Genomic DNA, 25,645 nt, shown 5'->3' on the forward strand with positions numbered 1-25,645 from the left:
GCCCAGACGCCTCACCGACCGCGTGAGTCGGTCATGCGCAGGTCATGGCACCCTATGGGGTGGTGAGGACGGCAGAAGGGGCGGGACGTTGACGCAGTGGGGTGTGGCCAGCGACGCCGGTGGCCGGCGCAGCGTCAACGAGGACGCCGCGTTCGCGAAGGACCCGGTCTTCGTGGTCGCCGACGGCATGGGTGGGCACGCGCGGGGGGAGATGGCCAGCCAGACGGTCGTCGAGGGTTTCCGTGGGCTTGCCGGTAGCGGGTCACGGCACATCACCGCGCAGGCTGTGGTCGACGTCGTCCGCGAGGCGGCGGCGACGATCCGGCGGACGATGGCCGAGGAGGTCGTCGCCGGCTGGGTCGAGACGGACGGCCGGGACCCGGTGGCGGGCACCACCGTCGCCGGCGCGGTGCTCACCGAGCAGGGCGACGAGCTGTACTGGCTGGTGCTGAACGTCGGGGACTCACGCGTGTACCGGTTCTCCGGGGGCCGGCTGCACCAGGTGACCGTCGACCACTCGCTCGTCCAGGAGATGGTGGACGCCGGCACGCTGGACGCGACCGAGGCGCGCACCCACCCGCGGCGGAACGTCATCACCCGGGCGATCGGCACCGGTCCCGACTGCGAGGTCGACTTCTGGATGCTGCGGGTGCAGCGGGACGAGCGGCTCCTGGTGTGCACGGACGGCCTGAACGGGGAGCTGGACGACGACACGATCGCCGCCGTGCTGGCCACCGTGGCGGACCCGGGCGAGGCCGCTGCCGCGCTGGTCCGGCACGCGGTGACCGGAGGCGCGAGCGACAACGTCACGGCGCTCGTCGTGGACGCACCGGACGAGGCGAGCGCGGACGACACGACGGCGCGCACGCCCGGTGGGGTAGAAGAGGACGACGAGGACCTGAGCATGACGCTCCCGGGCGGCGAGGGGAGATGACCGGAATGGGCACGAGCACGGGCTCGGTCGTGCACGAGTACCGCACGGGCACCTGGATCGCCATCGTCAACGAACGGTCGGTCGCCGTCCTGCACCCGGAGCTGGGGGTCGCGGCCGCGCGGGACCTGTGGCGGCTGACGCGCAGCGGGTCGCGCCTCGGCACCTGGGTGGAGCACCTGGCGACCCGCGGGATCCGGACGCTGCCGTCCTTCGCGATGGTCGAGGCGCGCCCCGAGGGGCTCGGCATCCTGGTGCGTGGCGACCTGAGCGTCCAGGTCGGGGGCGAGACGATCAGCGCTGCCGGCTTCACCACCTGGCGCGAGGCGGTGCTGCCCGGTGACGACTTCACCATCAGCGGTGCCGGCACCGCGTCCGCCGACGAGGAGACCTGGCTGCCCGTGGGCGCCGGGATTGCCCTCGTCTCGGCACTGCGCAGCGTCGGGGACGACGGCGACGACGACCTTCGTGCCGGCCTGCAGGTGGCCGCGGAGCCGGCGGACCAGGACGAGGAGGACCTCGAGCTCACGCTGATGAAGGCGCCGGCGCTCGCGGCCGCCATCGGCCGCACGACGGCGGATCCCGAGTCACCGGCCGCGGAACCGGTGGACCCGACGGCGGGTCACGGGCCGTCGGAGGCGATCCGTGCGCCGGACGAGCGGGAGGCCGAGCTGACCCGGCCGCCCGAGGACGACGAGGCGGTCACCGGCACGACCACGGCCCCGACCAGCGGCATCATCTCCGAGGTGCCGTGGGCGCGGCATGGCGGGTCGTCGTCCGCGGTGCCCCTCCCGGGCGGTCCGACGCCGCCGATCGAGCCGGCGGCTGTGCCACCCTCGGGTCCGGTCGTGCCCGGTACCTCGCCTGACGCCGCGGGCGCGGCCGAGGGCACGTACGCCTCGACAGCGGGCGAGGGCCCGTACGCCTCGACATCGGGTGAGGGCACGTACGCCGGGATGCCGGCCGCTGCCGAGCCTGTCCCCGCGTGGGACGAGGGCGACCACGACGGCGAGACCGTGATGCCGTCCGAGCTGCCCGAGCTCCCGGACGACGCGGCCGCGACGCCGTACCAGGAGCCGTTCGCCGAGCCCCCGGCGCAGGGTCTGCAGCTGCTGATGTCCACGGGCACGGCGATCGCGATCACCCAGCCGTTGCTGCTCGGCCGGGCGCCGGAGTCCTCCCGCTTCCGCGGCAGCGAGGTGCCGCGGCTGGTCACCGTCACCAACCCGGAGCGCGACATCTCGGGAACGCACGTCGAGATCCGCCCGGCCGGAGACCACGTGGTGGTCACCGACATGAACTCGACCAACGGCACCGTCGTCTTCCTGCCCGGCCAGCCGTCGTTCCGGTTGCACCCGGGCTCCGGCGTGCCCGTACCGCCGGGCGGGGTCATCGAGATCGGCACCGGGGTCACCGCGACGGTCATGGCCGGCGGTGAGGGTGGCACGTGAGCCCGCGTCGCGCCCCTGCTGAGCATCCCGACCTGCCCGGTTACACCTTCGAGAAGGTTCTCGGCTCGGGCGGGTTCTCCGACGTCTACCTCTACACCCAGCACATGCCGCGGCGGCGCGTGGCGATCAAGGTGCTGACCAAGGAGGCGACGGAGGGGCAGCCGCGCGAGCAGTTCATCGACGAGGCGAATCTCATGGCCGCGCTGTCCGGCCACTCCTCGATCGTCGACCTGTACCACGCCGGCGAGTCCGCCGACGCCCGTCCGTACCTGGTCATGCAGTACTGCCCGCTGCCGAACCTCGCCGAGCGCATCAAGGTGCGTCCGCTCGGCGTCGCGGAGGCGGTGGGGATCGGGGTGCGGCTCGCCGGCGCCCTCGAGACGGCGCACCGCGCCGGCATCGTCCACCGCGACATCAAGCCGGCGAACATCCTCACCAACGAGTACGGGCGCCCCGCGCTCACCGACTTCGGCATCGCCGGCCTGACGTCCACGATGCTCGAGGAGACGGCGGGCCTCTCCATCCCCTGGGCGCCGCCGGAGTCCGTGGACGGCACCACCGTCCCCGGCGTGGAGGGCGACGTCTACAGCCTCGGGGCGACCGTGTACACGCTGCTCGCGGGACGTTCGCCGTTCAGCCGCCCGGGCGGGCCGAACAGCCGGCTCGACTTCACCATGCGCATCCGGCGCGACCCGGTCCCGCCGATCGGGCGGGGCGACGTGCCCGCCTCCCTCGAACGGGTCCTGGCGAAGGCGATGGCCAAGGACCCGCGGCAGCGCTATCGCTCGGCGCTCGAGATGGGCCGCGCGCTGCAGCTCGTCGAGCAGGAGATGCGCCTGCCGCTGACCGACATCGAGCTGCCCGACACCTCCTGGCTCGGCGGGGGCCAGCCGGGTTCCGAGAGCGCCCCGCACGGCGCGGACCAACGGACCGTGGTCCGGCACGTCGTCGAGGTGGATCCGCACGCCGGCACAGGGGGGACGGCCGCCCGGTCCGGCGAGGACGCGACCGCGCTCCGCGGCGCGGTCACCGTGGCGCCGCAGGGAGGTCAGCACGACGCGACGCGGCTGCGGCCCGGCCAGGTCGCGCCCCAGGGCGGCGCGCCCGGCAACGCCCAGGGCGGTCATCCCGGTCACCAGGGGTATGTCGGCTACGCGTACGGACCGCAGGGCTACGGCGACGCCGGAACCGAGGACGGTGGCGGGTCGCGCCGTCGTTCCGTGGTCCTGACCGTCGTCGCCGCCGTGGGCGCGCTCGTGGTCACTGCGGGCGTCATCTACCTCGCGGGTCGCTACACCGGCGGGCCGGGGGAGGACCCCACTCCGACCGGCAACCAGACCGTGGTCGTCCCGGACGCGGTCCCCTCGCCGGTGGACCTCGACGGACGACGTCAGGGAGACACCGTGACGTTCACCTGGGGCGTTCCCCGGGATGTCGAGGATCCCGAGGAGATCGGCTTCACCTGGCAGCGCACCGAGCCGGGGGCGCCACCCGACGTGTTCCCGACGGACGAGGCCCGGGCGGTCGTCGAGGACGCCCCGGACGAGGTGTGCGTCGCGGTGAAGCTCCGGCTGGCGAACGGCCAGACCTCGAACGTGCCGGCGACGACATGCGTCCGGTGAGCGTGGAGAGCCCTGTCAAGAGACCGACGGAGGGGGACTGACGATGGGCATGCAGGTGGAGTTCGCCGGTGACTGGTTCGAGGTGTCCGACACCGAACCGTTCGTCATCGGCAGGGAGGGGCCGCTCGAGATCGACGACAACCCCTACCTGCACCGAAGGTTCCTCGAGATCACCCAGCACGCCGGCCTGTGGTGGCTGGAGAACGTCGGCTCCCGGCTGTCGGCGACGATCGCCGACCCGGACGGCAACACCCAGGCGTGGCTCTCGCCCGGCGCCCGGCTCCCGGTCGTCTACGCACGGACCACGGTGCTGTTCACGGCCGGCCCCACCACCTACGAGCTGCTGCTGGAGAACGACGACCCGACCTTCCTGCCCACCCGGCCGGCCGAGGAGGTGGAGATCGGCGAGACGACCATCGGTCCGGTGACCTTCACCGAGTCCCAGCTGCAGCTCGTCCTCGCCCTCGCCGAGCCCGTGCTCACCGGACGCGGCTCCACGACGTCGATCCCCACCTCGCAGGAGGCGGCCGCCCGGCTGGGGTGGGCGATCACCCGGTTCAACCGGAAGCTGGACAACGTCTGCGACAAGCTCCACCGCCACGGGGTCCGCGGCCTGCGCGGCGGGCCTGGCAAGCTCGCGGTGAACCGGCGTGCACGGCTCGTCGAGCACGCGGTGGCGTCGCGCTTGGTCACCGCCGACCAGCTTGCGCTGCTGGACCAGGCGGACCCCGCGGACGACGGCGACTGAGGAGCCAGGGGAGGCCCACCCGATGGGGAGCGCTCCCCATGGGACGGGCGGAGCGTACCTTCTGGGTTCCGGACGCGCTGATATAGCATCTCGAAGGTTCGTAAGACCACACAAGGCCAGACTGCGACCCTGGGGGACAGCTCGTGCGTGGGGGGAAGACCCGCGGCACGTCGGAGGGCACGGCCCGTCCGACCGGGCGTGCCGCCGAGCGCAAGCGCCGCAACCGGCGCCGCCTCGTCGGCGGTGCGGTCGTCGGCGTCGTCGCCGGCGGCATCATCGCGGCGAGCCTGCTCTACGACGGGATGACGACCGCGGACGTCCAGCTGCACGACGGTGGCGTCTGGGTGACGAACGGCAGCGAGCTCCTCGTCGGCAGGGTCAACTACCCGGTGCAGCAGCTCGACGGGTCGCTCAGCGGTGGCAGTGACGACCTCGACGTCCTCCAGGAGGGGTCACGGGTTCTGTCCGTGGACTCGGGCATCGACGTGATGTCCGCGGTGGACCCGGCCACCGTCAGCCAGACCGAGGGCGCCGTGACCCTGCCGGCCGACCACCAGGTCGGCATGGGCGGGGGCGTGGTGTCCGTGCTCGACGTGGGCTCCGGGAACCTGCGGACCGCCCCGTTCTCCGGCATGGGCATCCTCGCCGACGAGGAGTCCGAGCCCCAGGCCCAGCTCGGCGCGAACGCACTGATGGCGGTGGGGCGGGACGGCACGGCTTACGGCGTGTCCACCGCGGACTCGACGGTGACCGTCCTGCCGAAGGGGACCGAGCAGCGGCAGGCCGAGGTCGCCGAGGCCCGGGAGGCCGGCGAGGAGGTCGAGCCCGTCGAGCTGGAGACAGCGGACCTCGGCCTGGACCCGATTCGGTTCGAGGGCGGCGAGACCCAGACGACGGTGGTCGGGGAGACCCCCGTGGTGCTCACCCGCACCGCCGAGGACGAGCTGTACCTGCTGCGGCCGGACGCCGAGCCCGTGGACCTCACGGGCCTCGAACTCGACATCTCCCAGATCCGGCTCCAGCACGTCGGCCCCGAGCGGGACGAGGTCATGCTCGCGACCGCGGACGCCCTGGTCAGGGTGCCGCTGGACGACGGCGAGCCCACGGTCGTGCGAGCCCCGGCGAGCGGCCGTCCCGCCGCGCCGCTCGTGGCCGGGGCGTGCGTGCACGCCGCGTGGGCCGGCGAGGACAGCACCTACCTGCAGCAGTGCGGCGACGGCGCGGCCACCGAGGCCGCCATCCCCACCACCACGACGGACGCCGAGCTCGAGTTCCGCACCAACCACGGTCTTGTCGTCCTCAACGACACCCTGGCGGGCACCGTCTACATGGTCAACGAGGCCATGACGATCGTGGAGAACTGGGAGGACGTCACGCCGCCGGATGCCGTCGAGGAGCTCGAGGAGGAGTCCCAGCAGGACATCACGGACGAGATCCCGCTGAACCGGGACCAGGAGAACCGTGATCCCGTCGCCGAGGACGACACCTTCGGGGTCCGGCCCGGCTCGACGACGATCCTCGAGGTCCTCGCCAACGACTCCGACCCCGACGGCGACCTGCTCACCATCGAGTCGGTCGACGGCTTCCCGGAGAACGTCGGGGACGTCAGACCGGTGATGGGCGGCCGGGCGCTGCAGGTCACCGCGCCGGAGGACGCCTCGGGCGCCGGCGGGTCGTTCACGTACACCGTGAACGACGGCCGCGAGGGCACCGACAGCGCGTCGGTCTCGCTCGCCGTCGTGCCCGAGTCGCAGAACAGTCCACCCGAGCAGCTCCGGCCCATCCGGATGACCATCGCCTCCGGCGCGACCGGCTCGGTCAACGTCCTGCAGCACATGCGTGACCCCGACGGTGACGAGATGGTCGTCGTGGGCGCCGAAGGCCCGGAGGACGACACCGTCCGGTTCACTCCGGACGGCACCGTCGAGTTCGTCGACTCCGGTGTCGACTCGGGCGCCAAGCAGGTGGAGGTCACCGTCTCCGACGGGCAGGAGAACACGACCGTCACCCTGAGCGTCGACGTCCGGCAGGAGGGCAACATCCCGCCCACGCCGGTCTTCGACTACGTCAAGGCGACGACCGGGGAGGAGGTCGTCGTCGAGCCCCTGGCCAACGACACCGACCCCGACGGCGAGCCGCTGCGACTCGCGGACGTTCGCGGCAACGGCGACGGCACGGTCATCCCGGACTACGACGACGGCAGCTTCCGGTTCACCGCCGAGCGTGCCGGCTCGTACTACCTCACCTACGTCGTCGTGGACGACTCCGGGAAGGACGCCACCGGCCTCGTCCGGGTGGAGGTGGCCGATCCCGAGAACGGTCCGCCCGTCGCCGTGCAGGACACCGCGCTGCTGCCCGCCGGCGGGTCGGTGCTGGTGGACGTGCTCACCAACGACGAGGACCCCTCGGGCGAGCTCCTGGCGGTCCAGCAGGTGGACGTCCCCCCGGAGTCGGGGCTGGTGGTGTCCGTGCTCGAGCACCGGATCCTCAAGATCAGCGCGCAGCAGGTGCCGACGCAGCCGATACGGTTCAGCTACACCGTCTCCAACGGTGACGACACGGCCGACGGTCAGGTCGTCGTCATGCCCGTCGAGACCGACTCCGAGTCCCAGCCGCCGGTGGCGGAGGACGACACGGCAACGGTCCGGGCCGGCGACTTCGTGACGATTCCTGTCCTGCAGAACGACACGCACCCGGCGGGCCTGGAGTTCGAGCTGGCGGACCGGCTCGCCGAGGCGCCTCCGGCGGGCCGTGGGCACCTCTTCGCCTCCGGTGAGACGCTCCGCTTCCGGGCACCGAACCAGCCGGGCACGGTCAATGCGGTCTACCGGATCCTCGACTCCGCGGGTAACGAGGCCTCCGCCCGGGTGACCATCCATGTCCAGGCGGACAGCGACCGCAACTCCGCTCCCGTCCCCGAACCCATCGACACCCGGGCGTTCGGCGGTGAACGCATCCGCATCCAGGTGCCGATGTTCGACATCGACCCTGACGGCGACTCGGTGCAGCTGCTCGGCACCGGCGACGCGCCGGAGCTCGGCCGGGTGGTCGAGGTCGGACCCGGCTACTTCGACTACGAGGCCTTCGGCAACCTCTCGGGCACCGACGAGTTCACCTACATGGTCCGCGACCGGCTCGGCCTCGTCGCCGAGGCACCGGTGCGCGTCGGCGTCGTGCCGCCTCCCGAGCTGAACCGGTCACCCGAGGCACAGGACGACGCCATCAGCGTCCGGCCCGGACGCGAGGTCACGGTGGACGTCCTGGCCAACGACACGGACCCGGACGGTGACCCGCTCTACCTGCCCACCGGCCAGCTCGGCGAGCCGTTCGACCCGGTGGACGGCGTCGACATCTCGGAGGAGGACGGCGTCCTGAAGGTCGTCACGCCCGACGAGCCGACGACCTTCGCGATCGCGTACCACGTGACCGACAACCGTGGCGGCCGCGACACCGGCGTCGTCGAGGTCACCGTCTCGCCCGACGCGCCGCTGCAGCCACCACTGGCGCGGGACGACCTGGTCGAGGCCGCCGACATCATCGACCACGACACCGTGACCGTGCCCGTCCTGGACAACGACGAGGATCCCGACGGCACGACCGACGCGCTGCGGGTCAGCGTGCCCGACGCACCCGAGGGCGTCACCGTCGTGGACAACCAGGTGCAGGCCCCCGTGCGGCCGCACCGGCAGGTCATCAGCTACCAGGTGGAGGACGTCGACGGGAACACCGGGTTCGCATTCATCGACATCCCCGGGGTGGAGGACACCGGGCCGGTCCTGCGCACCGACGTCGACCCGATCGAGGTCCGCACCGGCGAGACCCGGCAGATCTCGATCGAGGACTACGTGGTCAGCCCGACCGGCGGTGACGTGCGGCTCACCGACAGCGCGTCGGTCACCGCCACGAACTCCAACGGCGACAGCCCGGTGCTCGACGCCACCACCCTGCAGTTCACCTCGGCGGACGGGTACTCCGGTCCTGCGTCGATGACCTTCGAGGTGACGGACGGCGAGTCCGCCGAAGAGGGCCTCAGCTCGGTCCTGACCTTGCCCATCACCGTGCTCCCGGACGGCAACAACACGCCCCCGACCTTCGCCGGCGGCTCGGTCGAGGTGGCACCGGCCGGGGAACCCGCGGTGCTCAACCTGCGGAACCTCGTGCAGGACCCCGACACCGCGGACTTCAACCAGCTCGACTACGAGGTGGCCGAGGAGCCGGACGGCATCGACGCGACGATCGACGGGCCGTACCTGTCCGTCTCCGCCGACGTCGACACGCCCGCTGGGAGCGTCCTGGAGATCGGTATCACCGTCGCCGATCCCGTGAACGACCCCGTGCCGGGCACCGTGCGGGCCACCGTCGTGGAGTCGACCCGGCCGCTGCCGGGGGTGCAGGACCGCGACCTGGGCACCGTCGAGCAGGGGGAGCCGGTGACCGTGCCCGTCCTGGAGGGCGCGTACAACCCGTTCCCGGGCGAAGACCTTCGGGTGGTGCAGGCCGGACCCGAGGCCGGGAACATCGGCACGGACCACTCGGACAGCCAGGTGACGGTGACCCCGGACCCCGACTTCGTGGGCCGAGGTGTGGTCGTCTACGGCGTGCAGGACGCCACCGGCGACGCGCGGCGTCAGGTCGAGGGCCGCATCAGCATGAACGTCATCGGCGCACCGGAGCGGCCCGTGCCGCCGCGGGTCGAGGACGTCGGCGACGAGATGGTGGTGCTGTCCTGGACGGCGCCCGCCAACAACGGTGCCCCGATCACGGGCTACACGGTCGAGGCCTCCGACGGATCCACCACGCAGTGCGCCACCACCACCTGCACCATCAACGGGCTCACCAACAACGTCGAGTACCGGTTCTCCGTCACCGCGACCAACTCGGTCGGGGACTCCGAGCCCTCCGGGCAGTCCGCCGTCGCCCGGCCGGACGTCAAGCCCGAGCGGCCCGCTCCGCCCACCGTCGCGTTCGGCGACCAGGAGATCGACATCGAGTGGAACGAGCCCCACACCGACGGCTCACCGGTCGAGTCCTACGACCTCATGATCTCCCCGTCGCGGGGTGGCGGCCAGGTCAACGTCACCGGCACCAGCTACACCTGGACCGGGCTGCAGAACGGCCAGGAGTACCGCGTCCAGGTCCGTGCGCGGAACCAGGCACCGGACCCGTCCGAGTGGTCCGGCTGGTCGCAGGGCGTGGTCCCGGCCGGCCCACCGGCACGGCCCGCAGCCCCGCAGGTGCAGCGGGTCGACGACCCGGTGGCCGAGCAGATCACGGGCTCGTGGCGGGCGCCGCACCCGAACGGTGACGCCGTCTCCGAGTACCGCGTCACGATCTTCCGCAACGGCTCCCAGTTCCGGCAGTTCACGACGTCGGAGACCTCGTTCCAGGAGGACGCGCCGGCCGGCTCGGACTACACGGCGACCGTCGCGGCGCGCAACAAGGCCGGGTGGTCCGACACCTCGCCGCAGTCGCAGTCCGTACGCTCCTACGCACGGCCGTCCCAGCCCGGCAGGCCGACGGCCACCGCCACGGGCAGGGACGGCGAGGTGCAGCTGGAGTTCGCGGGTTCCCAACCCAACGGCGACCCGATCCGTGGCTACCAGGTCTCGGTGAACGGCGGCGGCTGGCAGACGCTCCCGGACAGCCACCGGGTGGGCGGCCTGAACGACGGCGGGCAGTACACCTTCCGGGTCCGGGCGCTGAACGCCTACGCCTCGCCGGCGTCCGCGGCGTCCAACACCGCCGTGCCGTACGGGCCGCTGGGCGAGATCCAGCTCTCCGTGCGTCGTACGGCGGACCGGACGATCACGTACAGCTGGGACCTCCCCGAGCCGAACGGCCGCCGCCTCACCGGAGGTTCTATCCGCGTCGAGGGCGGGCGAGGCGGCACGGTCGTGCATCGCTGGCCGAACCCCGACACCGGCACGCAGAGAGTCGAGGCCGACTACAGCCGGACGGTGACGGTCACCGTGACGGTCGAGCGCGAGGACGGTGCGCGGCGGACCGCGCGCGGGAGCGCGAGAACGGTCAACCCGCCGCCGCCGCCGGACCCGTCGATCCGGTTGGTGCGCGACCGCGACGGCTATCACCGGCCCGGGCACCCGGACGGCACGTGCACCCACTCGTCCTGTGCCTACATCGACTTCGCGTACAGCGATCTGCCGGCCGGGAACTACCGGATCGAGATCCACGCCAGCCAGACGACGGAGGGCAACCCCTGGCGCACGTACAACGCGCACCTGAGCGGGAACAACCGCTGGAACAGCACGGCCTATCGAGGCAACCCCGGCGAGACGGTCACCGTGCGGATCTTCGGGCCGGTGAACGAGTCCGACTCCGTCCGCTGGTAGTCCACTCCGCCCGACAACCCCTAGGAACGAGGCAGCAGCCCAGATGACGACCGCCGCGACCACCGAGGTCATGACCCAGGACCAGGCCACCTGGTTCGCCGACACCTTCAACCGGATCGTCGGCAACGTCTCCCACGCCGTCCTCGGCAAGGAGAACGTCGTCCGGCTGGTGGTCACCACGTTGCTCTCCGGCGGCCACGTGCTCCTCGAGGACTACCCGGGTACCGGCAAGACCCAGCTCGCCCGGGCGCTGGGCCAGACCCTGCAGGCCACCTCGAGCCGCATCCAGTTCACCCCCGACCTGCTGCCCTCCGACGTGACCGGCGTGTCGATCTTCGACCCGAAGACGCAGAGCTTCGAGTTCCACGAGGGCCCGATCTTCGCCAACGTCGTGCTGGCGGACGAGATCAACCGCGCCTCGCCGAAGACCCAGTCGGCGCTCCTGGAGGTCATGGAGGAGGGCCGGGTCACGGTCGACGGCGTGACCCACCGCGTGGGACAGCCGTTCGTGGTGCTCGCCACCCAGAACCCGATCGAGCAGGCCGGCACCTACCGCCTCCCCGAGGCGCAGCTGGACCGGTTCCTCATGAAGACCTCGGTGGGCTACCCCGACCACGGCGCCACCGTGCAGATCCTGCACGGCTCGGCCCAGCGGGACCGCGCCGGGGCCCTGGACCCCGTCATCACCGGCCAGGCCGTCTCGGACATGGTCGCCCTCGCCGACACCGTGCACGTGGACGCCTCGGTCCTGGAGTACGTCTCGACCATCATCGCCGAGACGCGCCGGGCGCCCGGCGTGGTCGTCGGCGTCTCGGTCCGTGGTGCGCTGTCGCTGGTGCGCGCGGCGAAGACGTGGGCGGCCGCGCACGGGCGGAACTTCGTGATCCCGGACGACATCCAGGAGCTCGCGGAGCCCGTCCTCGCGCACCGGTTCGTCCTGGAGGCCGAGGCCGAGTTCGAGGGCGCCTCGGCGGCCGACGCGATCTCCACCGTGCTCTCGGACGTGGCGCCCCCGACCGCTCGGGCCACCGGCGCCTGAGCCACACCCGATGAGCAGCTCCGTCGGTGAGACGACCGGCCGGACCACCGGTTCGTCGCGCACCACCCTGACCCAGCGCCTGTCCACCATCCCCGGAGTGCAGGGGGCGCTGGACCGTACCCGCGCACCGCGGGAGGTCGCCCTCCGGGCGCTGCGCTGGGTCGGGGCGATCGGCTGGGTCGTCCTCGCCGCGGGACTGCTGACCTGGTACCTCGGCAGCCGGTTCGTCTGGCTCGAGCTCCTCGTCGCGGGCGTGGCGCTCGTGACGGTGTTCGTGACCGCCCTCGTCTTCACCCTCGGCCGCCAGCCGTACGCCGTCGAGCTGCGCCTCTCGGACCGGCGCGTGGTGGTGGGCGAGCGCGCCATGGCGGGCGTCGTGGTCCGCAACACCTCGCACCACCACGTCCTGCCGGCCCGCATCGAGATGCCGGTCGGGGCCGCCCAGGTCGAGTTCGCGCTGCCGGGGCTCGCCGGCGGCGCCGAGCACGAGGAGCTGTTCGCGATCCCCACGGCCCGCCGCGCCGTCATCGACGTCGGCCCGGTGCGCTCGGTCCGTGGCGACCCGCTCGGCCTCGTCCGGCGCGCCATGACGTGGACCGACGTGCACGAGCTGTACGTCCACCCGCGCACCGTCCGCCTGGCCTCGACGGCGGCGGGCTTCCTGCACGACCTCGAGGGGGAGACCACCAGGGAGATCACGCCGTCGGACCTGGCGTTCCACGCCCTGCGTGAGTACCGCCCCGGGGACGACCGGCGACACATCCACTGGCGCTCGACCGCGCGGACCGGGACGCTCATGGTCCGCCAGTTCGAGGAGACGCGCCGCTCGCACATCGTCGTCGGCCTCAGCAGGAACGGGTCGGACTACTACGACGAGGACGAGCTCGAGGTCGCGATCTCCGCGGCCGGCTCCCTCGGGCTGCAGGCCCTCGAGGAGGAGAAGGACCTCACCGTCCTGACCAGCCACGAGTCCCTCCCGGCACTCTCACGGCGTCAGCTCCTGGACGGTCTGACGCGGCTGGAGAGCGGCAGCGGGGCCGTCGGTGTCATCTCGATGGCGCACACGATCGCCCGTGAGGTGGAACGCGCGTCGCTCGCCATCCTGGTCTGCGGCTCGACCGTCACCCCGCACGACCTGCGTGCCGCCGGCGCGGTGCTGCCGGTCGGCGTGCGGGCCCTGGCCGTGCGGGTCGACGGCGACGCCGCGGCCGGTGTGTCCACCGTCGGCGTCGTGACCGTCGTGACGGTGGCCCGCCTGGAGGAGCTGGCGCGCACCTTGCGGAAGGCCATGCGATGAGCGAGACGGCCACCCGCGAGGAGGGCGTCCTCGGTCTGCTGCGCCGCCGCTGGATCGACATCGGCGTCGTGCTGGCGCTGGTCCTGGCGGCCCACACGCCGCTGCTGCCGGTGTTCGGCACGGTGCGGCTCGTCGTCACCGTGGTCGTGGCCGCGCTGGTGGGGACCGCCATCGCGGTTGTCGGTGCGGCGCGCCGTTGGGGTCCGCTGCCGATGCTGGGCACGCTCGTCGTCGTCTTCGCCGCGCTGTCCGCGCTCGGCGCGCCACAGACCGCCCTGGCCGGCATCGTCCCGACCCTGGAGACCCTGGGGGCCGTCGGGCAGGGCGTCGTGACGTCCTGGAAGGACGTCGTGACGATCCTCCCGCCGCTCGGCCCGAGCCGGAACATGCTCACCGCGCCGTACGTGCTCGCGCTCGTCTCGTCCTGCGTCGCCGGCACGCTGGCCCTGCGGACCCGGCGGGTGGTGTGGGCCCTGATCCCGCCCGCCGTCGTCCTCGTGGGCGCGATCCTGCTCGGCACGATCGACGTCACCACCGCGATGCCGCTGGGACTCGGCATGGCCGCCGTCGCACTGGTCTGGGGGAGCTGGCGCACCGGGCGCCTGCACACCAACCGCTGGGCCGGCGTGGCGGCGCTGGTCGTCGTCGGTCTCGTTGCCGGCACCGGAGCCGGGCTGCTGGCACCCCGGGAGGGTCGGCTCGTGCTGCGCGAGTACGTCCAGCCGCCCCCGGACCTGCACGACTACCCGAGCCCGCTCGCCGGCTTCCGCGAGCACGTCAAGGACCATCGCGACGAGGCGATCATCACGGTCGACGGCCTGCCCGACGGCGCACAGGTCCGGCTGGCGACCCTCGAGGAGTACGACGGGACCCGGTGGGCGGTCGCGGATCCGGAGTCCGGCACGGGCGAGTACCTGCGCATCGGTGACCGGATCGAGCCGACCCTCACCGACGGGCTGCACCGCGCCAGGATCACCATCGGTGCCTACGACCAGGTCTGGGTGCCGACCGTCGGCCAGCCGTACGACCTCGACTTCGCCGGGCCGCGTGCCGACATGCTCGCGCGCGACTTCTACTTCAACCGCGCCACCGGCACGGGCCTGACCACCGCCGGGCTGCGTGAGGGCGACACGTACGAGGTCCTCGCCGCGGTCCCGCAGGTGCCCAGCGACACCGCGCTCGAGGGGGCTCCCCTGGCCGAGGTGAGCCAGCCGGAGACGATGCCGCCCGACGTCATCACCGCGGTGGGGCAGACGATGGCGGGTGACGCCAGCACTCCGATCGCGCGTATCCGCGCGGTGGAGCAGGCCCTGCAGCAGGGATACTTCTCTCACGGGCTCGAGGGCGAGGCGCCCTCCCTGGCCGGCCACGGCGCGGCACGTCTCGACTCCCTCCTCGGCGGTGACGACCCGATGGTCGGCGACGAGGAGCAGTACGCCGCCGCGATGGGCCTCATCCTGCCGTCGCTGGGGATCCCGGCGCGCGTGGTCATGGGCTTCGAGGTGCCGCAGGGCAGCGAGGGCGACGTCGAGCTGACCGGGGACGACATGTCCGCCTGGGTCGAGGTGCCCTTCGAGGGCCACGGCTGGGTGCCGTTCTACCCGACGCCGGACGAGGACCGGATCTGGCAGGACGAGGAGACCATCCCGCAGAGCATCCCGCAGCCGCAGGTCCTCCAGCCGCCGCCACCGGCCCAGGAGCCGCCCGACGCACCTCCGTCCGACCGGCAGGACGTCGACATCGAGGACGACGAGCAGGAGGAGGAGACCAACATCCCGATCGCCGTGTACATCGTGCTCGGCGGCCTCGGGCTGCTGCTCCTCCTCATGCTGCCGCTCCTGGTGATCGTGCTGGTCAAGGTCCGCCGTAGCCGCAGACGACGCCTGACCGGGCCGGCCTGGGCGCGGTTCGAGGGCGGCTGGGCCGAGTTCCTCGACACGGCGACCGACCTCGGCGTGGACGTCAGGAGGACGGCGACACGCACCCAGGCCGCACGTGAGGTCGTGGCGGCGCTGGCCGCGCCCGTGGCGAAGGGACGCCGGAGGCGCGCACCCGCGCCGGTGGACGCCTCGCAGGCCGGAACGGAGTCGCTGGCCGCCGGCGCCGACCACAGCACGTTCGGTCCCGTCGTGCCGGACGACGGCGGGGCGGCACGCTACTGGAACGAGGTCGACACCTCGCTCGGGTCGCTGCGCAACGCGGTGGGCGGTCGGCGGTGGTGGCGCGCCCGCGTCTCCACCCGGTCGCTCGGCAAGGCCAGACGACAGCAGGAGCGCGCGGCCCGCGCGCGGCGAAACCGCAGGTGAGCGGAGCGGTGGGGAGTACTCCCCATGGCGGGTGCGCGACAGCGGCGCCCCGCGACCGGTAGGAACGTACCGGCGGGTCCAGTGGCAGCGGGGAGGAAGCAGGTGCCGTTCGTTCCTCCGGTCGCACGGACCTATCTCACCGCGGCCACGGTCGAGGACCCGTCGTCATCGAACGACACGCTCGCACCGCTGAGACGGGAGGCGCTGGACGTCCTCGACGGGGCGTTCCGGTCGCGGGCGCGTCTGGTGGTGGGGGCGCTGGCCTGGGCGCTCGGCGTCGTGGCGGCCGTGCTGGGGGCGGTCGCGTACGAGGCGTGGCGGCGGCAGGCCGGTGACCCCGCCGTCCCGTGGCTCGCTGGGGGAGCCGCGGTGACGGCGCTCGGCGCGCTCGTGCTGGGGGTCGCCGTCGTGCGTGCCGGGAGCATCCTCTCGCGCGCGATGGCGCGCTGGCTGGCGACCGGCAGGGGCTGGCGTGGCGGAAGTGACCCGGGCAGCGGGCTCGCGGTGCGGGCCGGTCTCGGCCTGGCCGCGCTCGCCACGGCGACCGGCGCGTTCGTCGGGCTCGGCCTGGAGGCACTCTCCGGCGTGCAGGGTGCCGCGATGCTCACCGACAAGACGTACCAGGGGCAGGCCGCCCTGAGGACAGGCGGAGCAGTGCACGTGCCGTCCCTGCTGGTGATCGCCACGATCGGGGCGGCGACGGGGATCGCGGCCGCGTGCCTGCTGTCCGGCGCGCACCGCATCCGAACCGCCGCCTGGCATCCGGCTCCGGTGCTCGCGGAGCCGGGGGGCGACGCCGACGCCGGAACCGGGCAGACTGCATCCATGCTGTTCGTGCCAACCGCGGCCCGCGTCTACCTCGCGCCGGGAGACTACCGGCGTGACTGGGCGACGTACGGCTCGATGACCATCCGGCGCCAGTCCGCCCTGCGCACCCTGCTGCCCGCCTACACCGATGTCGCCCGGTTCGGCGTCGGAGTCCTCGCGTGGGCGGTCGGCCTGTTCGCGATCGCCCTCGTGCGGGCCGGGCTCGCCGGGACCACGGTGCTCGGTGTCGGCGGCACGGTGGCGCTCGTCGTGGGAGCGGTCCTGGCGGTCCTCGGCGTCGGCACGGGCGCGATGGTGGTGCTGGCCGGGTCCCGGCTCGCGCGCGCCCTGGCCCTGTGGGCCATGCTGCCGCAGCTGGTTGACCGCGACGGCAACCGCCTGCCCCCGGGAGCGCCGGTCCCGGCCGGCGGCGCGGGTTCGGGTGCCCCGGCGGGAGCCCTCGTGCCGCGGCTCGTCGGTGCCGTCGTGGCCGCCGCCGTGGCGGTGTGGTGGACGGTCGGCGTGGTGCGGGACCTCGGGACGGCGCTCGAGCCGTACGCCGGCGGTGCCGATCTCGGGGTGGCGGCGGTGGCCGTCGTCGGCGGAGTGATCGCCTGGAGCGCCGCGGTGACCAGCGCGCTCGGGTGGTACCGCGTCCACGCGGCACTGACCGGTCGGAGCGGGCCCCGCCAGCTCGCCGCGGCGCTGCGCGAGCTGCACGGGCCGGCGAGGACGTCCGAGGGCACGGCGACGTCGGCCTATGCGCCCGAGACGGGATACCAGCAGGGGTGGGACCAGCAGCAGGGGTGGGACCAGCAGCAGGGGTGGGGCCAGCAGCAGGGGTGGGACCAGCAGCAGGGGTGGGACCATCAGCAGGGGTGGGGCCAGCAGCAGGACTGGGGCCAGCAGCAGGACTGGGGCCAGCAGCAGGCGCAACCGGCGGTGCCCGAGGCCGACGTGGCGCCGCACCGCTCCGAGGTGCCACAGGTCCGCGTCGACGGCCGGCTCCTCGGACCCGGGACGAGCCTGGTCGGGCGTTCCCCTGCCGCACGGGACGGTGAGCACGTGGACCAGACCCTCGCCGTCGAGGACCGCACACTGTCCAAGACCCACCTGACCGTCCGGGTGGGCGTCGACGGCGTCTTCGTCACCGACCGTGCGTCGACCAACGGCACCACCCTCGTGACCATGGACGGCGAGCAGCGGCTCGAGCCGTGGCAGGAGACCCTCGTCCCGCTCGGTGCCCGGGTACGCGCCGGCGCCACGGTGCTGAGCGTCGCCGCGAGCGAGCCCGACACGCTCGACCGTGCCGCGGACGTGGACGAGACGATCATGCGCCCGGACCGGCGTGAGGCATGACGCGCGGGTGCGCTAGGCTCGGCGGCGTGAGTCACCTGCTGCTCCTTCGTTGCCGCGGCGAGGCCAGATAGCAAGCCGGCCCCTCGTCGCGGCGGTCGTCGTGCCCGGCACACCAGCGACGAGGGAGACCGAATGAAGACGCAGCACCACATCACGTCCCAGCGCCCGTCCGGCATGCCGATCGGCAAGTACCGGGCCTTCGCCGACAACCCGGCCGTCAATCCCGGACTGTCCGACCGCACCTGGCCGGACCGGCGCATCACCCGCGCACCGCGGTGGCTGTCCACCGACCTGCGGGACGGCAACCAGGCCCTGGTGGAGCCGATGAACGCCGAACGGAAGCGCCGCATGTTCGACCTCCTCGTGCGGATGGGCTACAAGGAGATCGAGATCGGCTTCCCGGCCGCCTCCCAGACGGACTTCGACTTCGTCCGGTCGCTCGCGGAGGAGGGCGCCGTCCCGGACGACGTCACCGTCTCGGTCCTCACCCAGGCCCGCCCCGAGCTGATCCACCGCACCATCGACTCCCTGGTCGGCATGCGGCAGGCGAACGTCCACCTGTACAACGCCACCGCGCCGGTCTTCCGCGACGTCGTCTTCCACAACGACCGGGAGGCCACCCAGGAGCTGGCCGTCGCGGGCACGCGGGAGGTCGTCGCCTACGCCGAGAAGGTGCTGGGCGAGGACACCGTGTTCGGGTACCAGTACAGCCCGGAGATCTTCGTCGACACCGAGCTGGAGTACGCCCTGCAGGTGTGCGAGGCAGTCATGGACGTCTGGCAGCCCGAGGACGGACGGGAGATCATCCTCAACCTGCCCGCCACGGTCGAGCGCGCCACCCCGAACCTCTACGCCGACCAGATCGAGTGGATGAGCCGGAACCTGAGCCGGCGCGAGCACGTCGCCCTGTCACTGCACCCGCACAACGACCGCGGCAGCGGGGTGGCGGCCGCCGAGCTCGGCCTGCTGGCCGGCGCGGACCGCATCGAGGGCTGCCTCTTCGGCCAGGGCGAGCGGACCGGCAACGTCGACCTGGTCACCCTGGGGCTGAACCTGTTCAGCCAGGGCATCGACCCGATGATCGACTTCTCGGACATCGACGAGGTCCGGCGCACCGTGGAGCAGTGCACCCAGATGGACGTCCATCCCCGCCACCCGTACGGCGGCGACCTGGTCTACACGTCCTTCTCCGGCTCGCACCAGGACGCCATCAAGAAGGGATTCACCGCCCGCGCGGAGCGGGTGGCCGCCGCGGGTGGCGAGGAGTCCGCCGTCGTGTGGGACCTGCCGTACCTGCCGATCGACCCCAAGGACGTCGGCCGCACGTACGAGGCGGTCGTCCGGGTGAACTCCCAGTCCGGCAAGGGCGGGGTCGCCTACCTGCTGTCCTCGACCCGTCACCTCGACCTGCCGCGACGGCTGCAGATCGAGCTCTCCGGCATCGTCCAGAAGCACACCGACGCGTACGGCGGCGAGATCGACGCCGAGAAGCTGTGGTCGATCTTCGCGGACGAGTACCTGCCCCACACCGCCGCCATGGGCCTGGAGCCCTGGGGCCGCTTCGCGCTGGAGGGCACCACGCTCACCAGCGGCGGCGAGGGCGGCGAGGCCGTCCTCACGGTGACGGTCGTCGACGACGGGGAGCGGAAGGTCCTCGCCTCCACCGGCAACGGCCCGATCGACGCGTTCGTCAGCGCTCTGCAGGAGACCGGCGTCGAGGTCGCCGTCCTGGACTACGCCGAGCACGCGCTCTCGGGCGGCGAGGACGCCACCGCGGCGTCCTACGTCGAGTGCGCCGTCGACGGTCAGGTGCTGTGGGGCGTCGGGATCGACCCGTCCACGATGACCGCGTCGTTCAAGGCGATCGTCTCCGCGGTCAACCGCGCCGTGCGGTAGTTCTCTGCCAGGATCAGCGGCATGGCGGTGAGGCAGGGGGACCCGGTGGTGCGCGACTGGCGCCTGCCGGCGGCCTGGGAGGCCCAGCAGAGCACGGATGTCTTCGGCGACGGCGGGCCACCCCTGTTCGTCGACGCCTGGGACGTCATGGCGCCGCCCGGCGGCGCGGTGACGGTCGCGGTCTGCACGGAGGAGATGCCGGGCGGCACCCCCGACCGGCGCCCACCCACCCTGCTGCTCGAGCGCCGTGCCCTGCGGGTGTCGGCCGCCGAGGCCCGCCGGCGGCTCGCCGACCCCCGACGCGCCGACCCCGGGATGTCCTCCGGACCGAGCCACCGGGTGGTCGAGGGGAGGTACGGCCCGGTCGCGGTGCTGTGCAGCCGCCCGTGGGGGATGAGCAGCGGCCCGGACGTCCGCGTGGTCGCCGTGGTCGTGCCCGCGGGATCGCGTGACGCCGTCGTGCTGACCTTCACCTGGGACGACGAGCACGGGATGGAGGGCCTCGAGGCCCTCGCCGCGCGCACCCTTGACGGCCTGGAGCTGGTCCTCGAGCAGCACCCCGGCGAGCCCGGGCCCGGCCGGGCGGGAGCGCCGCGCGGGCACGGCGCGGAGTTCCCGCCGCAGCACTGGGTGGGGACGTGGAACGCGGGCCTTCCGGGCAGGGTGGCGGCGCGCGTGACCGCCGCGGTCCGGCTGGTGCTCGGCGGGACGGGCTTCGCCCGCGCCTGCTGGCTGACCTGGCTGCTGCTCGCCGTGGCCGCCCTGGCGCCGCTGTTCCTGGCGGGCACCCCGGCGGCGGGGATCGCCCTGGGGGCGGTGGCCGTCCTCGGCTCGGTGCTGCCGCTGCTGCTCGCCTGGCGGTCCTGGACGCTGCTGCACGGGCTGGTCACCGACGTCGGGTCCGTGCCCGAGGCGCGGCCTCCCGACGCCCTCACCAGGCCCACCGGCCTCTGGTACTACCTCGCGACGGCGCTGCTGCTCGCCGTCGTCGTGCACGGCTCGATCCTGTCCTCCACGCACGTGCGGGACGTCGGGGCGCTCGTCGTGTGGGTGGTCGTGCACGTCGCGCTCGTGGCGGCGGAGTGCGGCCGTGACCTGGCGCCCTGGCTCCGGCAGCGCCTTGCGGCGCGGTAGACGCGTGGATCGTCGTCCGGCTGGGATGATGGACCGGTGAAGCTCTACCGGGACGAGGCCGTGGTGCTGCGCACCCACAAGCTCGGGGAGGCGGACCGGATCATCACCCTGCTCACCCGCGAGCACGGCCAGGTCCGGGCGGTCGCCAAGGGCGTGCGGCGCACCACGAGCAAGTTCGGGGCGCGGCTGGAGCCCTTCGGCGTGATCGACGTCCAGCTGCACCACGGCCGCAACCTCGACACGGTCACCCAGGTGGAGACGATCGCTCCGTACGGCCGCCCGATCGGCGTCGACTACGGCCTGTACACCGCCGCGACCGCGATGGCCGAGACGGCGGCTCGGCTGACGGAGATCGAGCGGGAGCCCGCCCCGCAGCAGTACCTGCTGCTGGTCGGCGCGCTGCACGCGCTGTCCACCCGTCGGCACGCCGCGTCCCTGGTGCTGGACTCCTACCTGCTGCGTGCCCTGGCCGTGGCGGGGTGGGCGCCGAGCTGCTACGACTGCGCGCGGTGCGGGGCGGACGGGCCGCACCGGGCCTTCAACGCGGCTGCCGGCGGTGCCATGTGCGCCTCCTGCCGTCCGCCCGGGTCCGCCTCGCCCGCGCCCGAGACGATGGATCTCCTCGGCGCGCTGCTCTCGGGGGAGTGGGACGTCGCCGACGGCTCGGACGAGCGCCACCGCTCGGAGGCCTCCGGCCTGGTCGCGGCGTACCTGCAGTGGCACCTGGAGCGGCAGCTCCGTTCGCTCAGGATGGTCGAGCGGGCATGAGGCGGCCCGTTCCGCCGCCCGCGCACCCCTCGGGTGCGCGCGCCCCGGACGTGCCGCGCGAGCTGGTCCCGCGCCACGTCGCGGTCGTCATGGACGGCAACGGCCGCTGGGCCAACGCGCGCGGCCTGCCCCGGACCGAGGGCCACCGCGCCGGCGAGGCGGCGCTGCTCGACGTGGTCGCCGGCGCCATCGAGATCGGTGTCACGCACGTCTCCGCGTACGCCTTCTCCACCGAGAACTGGAAGCGGTCGCCGGATGAGGTGCGGTTCCTCATGGGCTTCAACCGGGACGTGCTGCACCGGCGCCGGGACCAGATGGACTCCTGGGGGGTGCGCGTGCGGTGGGCCGGCCGCCGGCCCCGCCTGTGGCGCTCGGTCATCTCCGAGCTGGAGAGGGCCGAGGAGCAGACGCGCCACAACACCGTCTGCACGCTGACGATGTGCGTGAACTACGGGGGCCGGGCGGAGATCGCGGACGCGGCGGCCGCCATCGCGCGGGAGGCGGCGGCCGGTCGTCTCGACCCCCGGCGCGTCAGCGAGCGCACCGTGGCCCGTTTCCTCGACGAGCCCGAGCTGCCGGACGTCGACATGTTCCTGCGCACCGGCGGCGAGCAGCGCACGTCGAACTTCCTGCTGTGGCAGTCCGCGTACGCGGAGATGGTCTTCGTGGACACGGCGTGGCCCGACGTCGACCGCCGCACCCTGTGGCAGGCGGTCGAGACCTACGCGCGGCGGGACCGGCGCTACGGCTCGGCGACGGACCTGCCGGCCGGACCGGGCTGAGCAGCCGCGCACGCGGCGCAGGTGCCGAACAGCTCCGCGATGTGGTCGACGTCGACGAAGCCGTTCTCCTCGGCGACCTTCGTGGCCCACCTCTCGACCGGGGCGCCCTCGACCTCCACGGTCCGTCCGCACTCCTTGCAGACGAGATGATGGTGGTGGCTCTCGCGGGCGCAGCGGCGGTAGAGGGCCTCCCCGTCGTCCGCGCGCAGCACGTCCACCGTGCCCGCGTCCGCCATGGACTGCAGCGTGCGGTACACCGTGGCCAGGCCGACCGAGCTGCCGCCCGCACGGAGCGTCTCGTGCAGCTGCTGGGCGCTGCGGAAGTCTGCGGTCTCGTCGAGCAGCTCCTGGACGGCCGCCCGCTGCCGGGTCATCCGCAACATCTCAGGACCCTCGCTCTCCCACGGCTTCCCGAACCTCGACATCGTCCTCGACGTCCGAGTGCGGCTCGTCACGCGGCCCCGGACGCCGGAGGAACGGTCGCACGATCGATACTACGGCGTACACGCCGATCGCCAGGACCACGATCGTGGCGCCGGGTGACAGCGGGTAGCGGAAGGTGATCAGCAGGCCGGCCACGCACACCGCGAGCCCGACCGCCATCGCCGCCGTCATGGTCGCGCGGAACGACCGGGTGACCAGCTGCGCCGTCGCGACGGGGACGATCATGAGGGCCGAGACCAGCAGCACCCCCACCACCCGCATGGAGACCGAGACGGTCAGGGCGGCCATGACGGCCACGAGGACCGTCAGGGCCCGCACCGGCAGCCCCGCGGCGTGGGCGAACTCCTCGTCGTGGCACAACGCGAACAGCGGGCCGCGCAGACCGATCCCGACGCCGAGGAGCACGACGGCGAGGATCGCCGTGAGGATCACGTCCTCGAGGGTGACGGCCGCGATCGAGCCGAAGAGGTAGGCGTTGAGGTTCGACGTGGTGCCGCCGGCCAGGGTGATGAGCAGCACGCCACCGGCGATGCCGCCGTAGAAGAGGATGGCCAGGGCGATGTCGCCGCTGGTCTTGCCGCGGGCGCGCACGGTCTCGATCAGGATCGCTCCGACGACGGACGCGACGATCGCCCCCGGGACGGCCAGGGCCCCGTGGTCGGACAGCCCTGCGGCGCTACCGACGAGCCACCCGAGCGCGACGCCGGTGAGCGCGACGTGCCCGATGCCGTCGCCGAGCAGCGCGAGGCGCCGTTGGACCAGGTAGGTCCCCATGACCGGCGCCGCCACCCCCACCAGCACGGCGACCGCGAGCGCACGCTGCATGAGCGGCGTGCTCAACAGCTGAAGGACCTCCGCCATCAGCGCACCTCCTCGCCCGTGCGCCAGTCGACGGTGAGCTCGGGGACGTGGTGGTCCGGCGGTCCCTCACCGGCGTGCGCATGCTCGTGGTCGTGCCCCGGTGCGTCGTGGCCCGGGACGGCCGGCGGCGGTGCGCCGTCGTGCACCACCCGCCCGTTGCGGAGCACGACCGCACGATCGATGAGGGGACCGAGCTCGCCCGGCTCGTGCAGGACCACCAGCAGCGTCCGGCCGGCGGCGCGCAGGCCCCGCAACGTGGCCGCGAGCGCCTGCTTCGAGGCCCGGTCGATGCCTGCCAGCGGCTCGTCGAGCACCAGCAGGTCGGGGTCGCGCACCAGCGCACGGGCGATGAGGACCCGCTGGTGCTGCCCGCCGGAGAAGATCTGGACCGAGTCCTTCGCGCGGTCCGCGAGCCCGACCTGCTCGAGGGCCTCCATGGCTCGCACGCGGCCGGCGCGGCCGACCCGGAGCCGCGCGGAGCTGAGCAGGCCAGAGGTGACGACCTCCAGCGCCGTCGCGGGGACGCCGGCGGCCGCGGTGACCCGCTGGGGGACGTACCCGATCCGGCGGAAGTCGATGCGGCGGGTCGTCACGTCCTGGCCGTAGACCCAGGCCTGCCCGCGACGGATCGGCACCACGCCGACGAGGGCCTTGACGAGCGTCGACTTCCCGGAGCCGTTCGCGCCGAGCAGGGCGACCGCCTCGCCGTCGCGCACGGTCATGTCGACGCCACGCAGCACGGTCGAGGCACCGAGCGTCACGGTGAGGGACTCGGTGCGGATCGGCGGAGGAGTGGACATCAGGCGCAGCGTAGACCCGTGGTGAGCGCGTCCAGGTTCGCGCGCATGGCGTCGAGGTACGTGCCCTCCTCGGGTGCCGTCTCCAGGGGGTTGAGGACGTCGACCTCGATCCCGAGATCGTCCGCGAGGGATTCCGCCACCGCGGGGTTGACAAGGCTCTCGGTGTAGATGGTCTCCACGCCCGAGCTCTGCACGACCTCACGGATCTCGGCCATGCGCGCCGGAGAGGGCTCGGACTCCGGGTCGACGCCGGAGATGCCCGCCTGCTCCAGGCCATACCGTTCCGCCAGGTACCCGTACGCCTCGTGCGCCGCGACGATCGTGCGGCTCTCGCAGTCCTGCAGGGCCGCTGAGTACTCGGCGTCGAGATCCTCCAGCTCGCCCCGGAGCCGCTCGGCGTTCGCGGCGTAGTCCTCCGCGTGGTCCGGGTCCATCTCCGACATGTCCGCCGCCACCGCGTCGGCCACGTCCGCGAGGCGGAGGGGGTCGAGCCAGAAGTGCGGGTCCGTCCCCTCGTGGTCGTGGCCCTCGTGCCCGTGCTCACCGTGCTCGCCGTGCTCGCCGGCCGCCTCCTCGCCGTGGACGTGCGCCGCGTTGCTGACGTCCAGCACCCGAGCAGGCTCGACCACGTCGAGCGCGTCGTCGAGGGCGGGCTGGAAGCCGGAGAGGTAGACGACGTACGAGCCCTCCAGCCCGGCGACCGCGGCCGTGGAGAGCTCGAGGTCGTGCGGATCCGTCCCGGCGGGCGTGATCGGTTCGACCGTGAGGTGGTCGCCGGCCACCTCGGAGGCGACGAGCTGCAGCGGGTAGAGCGCCGCGTAGGCGTCCGGGCCCCCGCCGGCAGCACCCGAGCAGGCGGTGAGCGCGAGTGCCGAGAGCGCAGACACCGCGAGCAGGGGGCGGCGAGGCACGTTCATGAACACGATTCTCATCTCGAGGTGGCGGGGTGTCAAAGCGGCCGGCGAGTGAGCACGCTCACCACCGGCCGGCGGCACGCGGGAGGCGTGGGGCGGGCGAGCGTCGGTAGGTTGGGGGGCCGCGACATCTCGT

17 protein-coding genes are annotated in these 25,645 nt (G+C 73.1%); 13 read left to right on the forward strand and 4 right to left on the reverse strand.

Annotation, left to right across the window (positions count from 1 at the left end; translation table 11 throughout):
- Nucleotides 1-88: 88 nt before the first annotated feature.
- The 13 genes from ACFQQL_RS12695 to ACFQQL_RS12755 all read left to right on the forward strand — a co-directional run bounded on the left by ACFQQL_RS12695 (nucleotide 89) and on the right by ACFQQL_RS12755 (nucleotide 22,490).
- Nucleotides 89-934: a PP2C family protein-serine/threonine phosphatase gene (locus ACFQQL_RS12695; RefSeq protein WP_382394902.1), complete on the forward strand. Its 846-nt coding sequence runs from the start codon at nucleotides 89-91 to the stop codon at nucleotides 932-934.
- Between the two features lie 5 nt (nucleotides 935-939).
- On the forward strand, nucleotides 940-2,382 hold the full coding sequence (locus tag ACFQQL_RS12700; protein ID WP_382394903.1) for an FHA domain-containing protein: 1,443 nt from the start codon (nucleotides 940-942) through the stop codon (nucleotides 2,380-2,382).
- Nucleotides 2,379-4,004: a serine/threonine-protein kinase gene (locus tag ACFQQL_RS12705; protein ID WP_382394905.1), complete on the forward strand. Its 1,626-nt coding sequence runs from the start codon at nucleotides 2,379-2,381 to the stop codon at nucleotides 4,002-4,004. Before ACFQQL_RS12700 ends, ACFQQL_RS12705 begins: the two co-directional genes overlap by 4 nt.
- A 43-nt stretch (nucleotides 4,005-4,047) precedes the next feature.
- Nucleotides 4,048-4,752, forward strand: coding sequence for a hypothetical protein (locus tag ACFQQL_RS12710; RefSeq protein WP_382394907.1), 705 nt, complete (start codon nucleotides 4,048-4,050; stop codon nucleotides 4,750-4,752).
- Nucleotides 4,753-4,895: 143 nt separating this feature from the next.
- A complete protein-coding gene (locus tag ACFQQL_RS12715; RefSeq protein ID WP_382394909.1) occupies nucleotides 4,896-11,102 on the forward strand; it encodes an Ig-like domain-containing protein in 6,207 nt (2,068 codons plus the stop codon).
- 43 nt (nucleotides 11,103-11,145) lie between these two features.
- A complete protein-coding gene (locus ACFQQL_RS12720) occupies nucleotides 11,146-12,141 on the forward strand; it encodes an AAA family ATPase (RefSeq protein ID WP_382394911.1) in 996 nt (331 codons plus the stop codon).
- Between the two features lie 10 nt (nucleotides 12,142-12,151).
- The gene (locus tag ACFQQL_RS12725; RefSeq protein WP_382394913.1) at nucleotides 12,152-13,438 is read left to right on the forward strand and encodes a DUF58 domain-containing protein; all 1,287 of its coding nucleotides are present in this window, start codon (nucleotides 12,152-12,154) and stop codon (nucleotides 13,436-13,438) included.
- Nucleotides 13,435-15,744 (forward strand): transglutaminase TgpA family protein, encoded by a 2,310-nt coding sequence (locus ACFQQL_RS12730; protein WP_382394915.1) that lies wholly within the window; start codon nucleotides 13,435-13,437, stop codon nucleotides 15,742-15,744. Before ACFQQL_RS12725 ends, ACFQQL_RS12730 begins: the two co-directional genes overlap by 4 nt.
- A gap of 102 nt (nucleotides 15,745-15,846) precedes the next feature.
- Nucleotides 15,847-17,910 (forward strand): FHA domain-containing protein, encoded by a 2,064-nt coding sequence (locus tag ACFQQL_RS12735; RefSeq protein WP_382394917.1) that lies wholly within the window; start codon nucleotides 15,847-15,849, stop codon nucleotides 17,908-17,910.
- A 132-nt stretch (nucleotides 17,911-18,042) separates the two neighbouring features.
- The gene (leuA, locus tag ACFQQL_RS12740; protein WP_382394919.1) at nucleotides 18,043-19,806 is read left to right on the forward strand and encodes a 2-isopropylmalate synthase; all 1,764 of its coding nucleotides are present in this window, start codon (nucleotides 18,043-18,045) and stop codon (nucleotides 19,804-19,806) included.
- Between the two features lie 21 nt (nucleotides 19,807-19,827).
- Nucleotides 19,828-20,940 carry a hypothetical protein gene (locus ACFQQL_RS12745; protein ID WP_382394921.1) on the forward strand — a complete coding sequence of 371 codons (1,113 nt, stop codon included), beginning with the start codon at nucleotides 19,828-19,830 and terminating at the stop codon, nucleotides 20,938-20,940.
- A 36-nt stretch (nucleotides 20,941-20,976) separates the two neighbouring features.
- On the forward strand, nucleotides 20,977-21,708 hold the full coding sequence (gene recO / locus ACFQQL_RS12750; protein WP_382394923.1) for a DNA repair protein RecO: 732 nt from the start codon (nucleotides 20,977-20,979) through the stop codon (nucleotides 21,706-21,708).
- Nucleotides 21,705-22,490 carry an isoprenyl transferase gene (locus tag ACFQQL_RS12755; RefSeq protein WP_382394925.1) on the forward strand — a complete coding sequence of 262 codons (786 nt, stop codon included), beginning with the start codon at nucleotides 21,705-21,707 and terminating at the stop codon, nucleotides 22,488-22,490. Before recO ends, ACFQQL_RS12755 begins: the two co-directional genes overlap by 4 nt.
- Here the strand turns inward: ACFQQL_RS12755 and ACFQQL_RS12760 are convergent.
- The 4 genes from ACFQQL_RS12760 to ACFQQL_RS12775 are packed head-to-tail and all read right to left on the reverse strand — an operon-like array spanning nucleotide 22,451 to nucleotide 25,512.
- On the reverse strand, nucleotides 22,451-22,873 hold the full coding sequence (locus ACFQQL_RS12760; RefSeq protein ID WP_382394927.1) for a Fur family transcriptional regulator: 423 nt from the start codon (nucleotides 22,871-22,873) through the stop codon (nucleotides 22,451-22,453). The two genes, ACFQQL_RS12755 and ACFQQL_RS12760, sit on opposite strands and share 40 nt — an antisense overlap.
- 1 nt (nucleotide 22,874) lies before the next feature.
- On the reverse strand, nucleotides 22,875-23,795 hold the full coding sequence (locus ACFQQL_RS12765) for a metal ABC transporter permease (protein WP_382394929.1): 921 nt from the start codon (nucleotides 23,793-23,795) through the stop codon (nucleotides 22,875-22,877).
- On the reverse strand, nucleotides 23,795-24,595 hold the full coding sequence (locus ACFQQL_RS12770; protein ID WP_382394931.1) for a metal ABC transporter ATP-binding protein: 801 nt from the start codon (nucleotides 24,593-24,595) through the stop codon (nucleotides 23,795-23,797). Before ACFQQL_RS12770 ends, ACFQQL_RS12765 begins: the two co-directional genes overlap by 1 nt.
- Nucleotides 24,595-25,512, reverse strand: a complete 918-nt coding sequence (locus ACFQQL_RS12775; RefSeq protein ID WP_382394933.1) for a metal ABC transporter substrate-binding protein — start codon at nucleotides 25,510-25,512, stop codon at nucleotides 24,595-24,597. Before ACFQQL_RS12775 ends, ACFQQL_RS12770 begins: the two co-directional genes overlap by 1 nt.
- Nucleotides 25,513-25,645 lie beyond the last annotated feature (133 nt).

Source organism: Georgenia alba (genome assembly GCF_042665525.1).
GTDB lineage: Bacteria > Actinomycetota > Actinomycetes > Actinomycetales > Actinomycetaceae > Allobogoriella > Allobogoriella alba.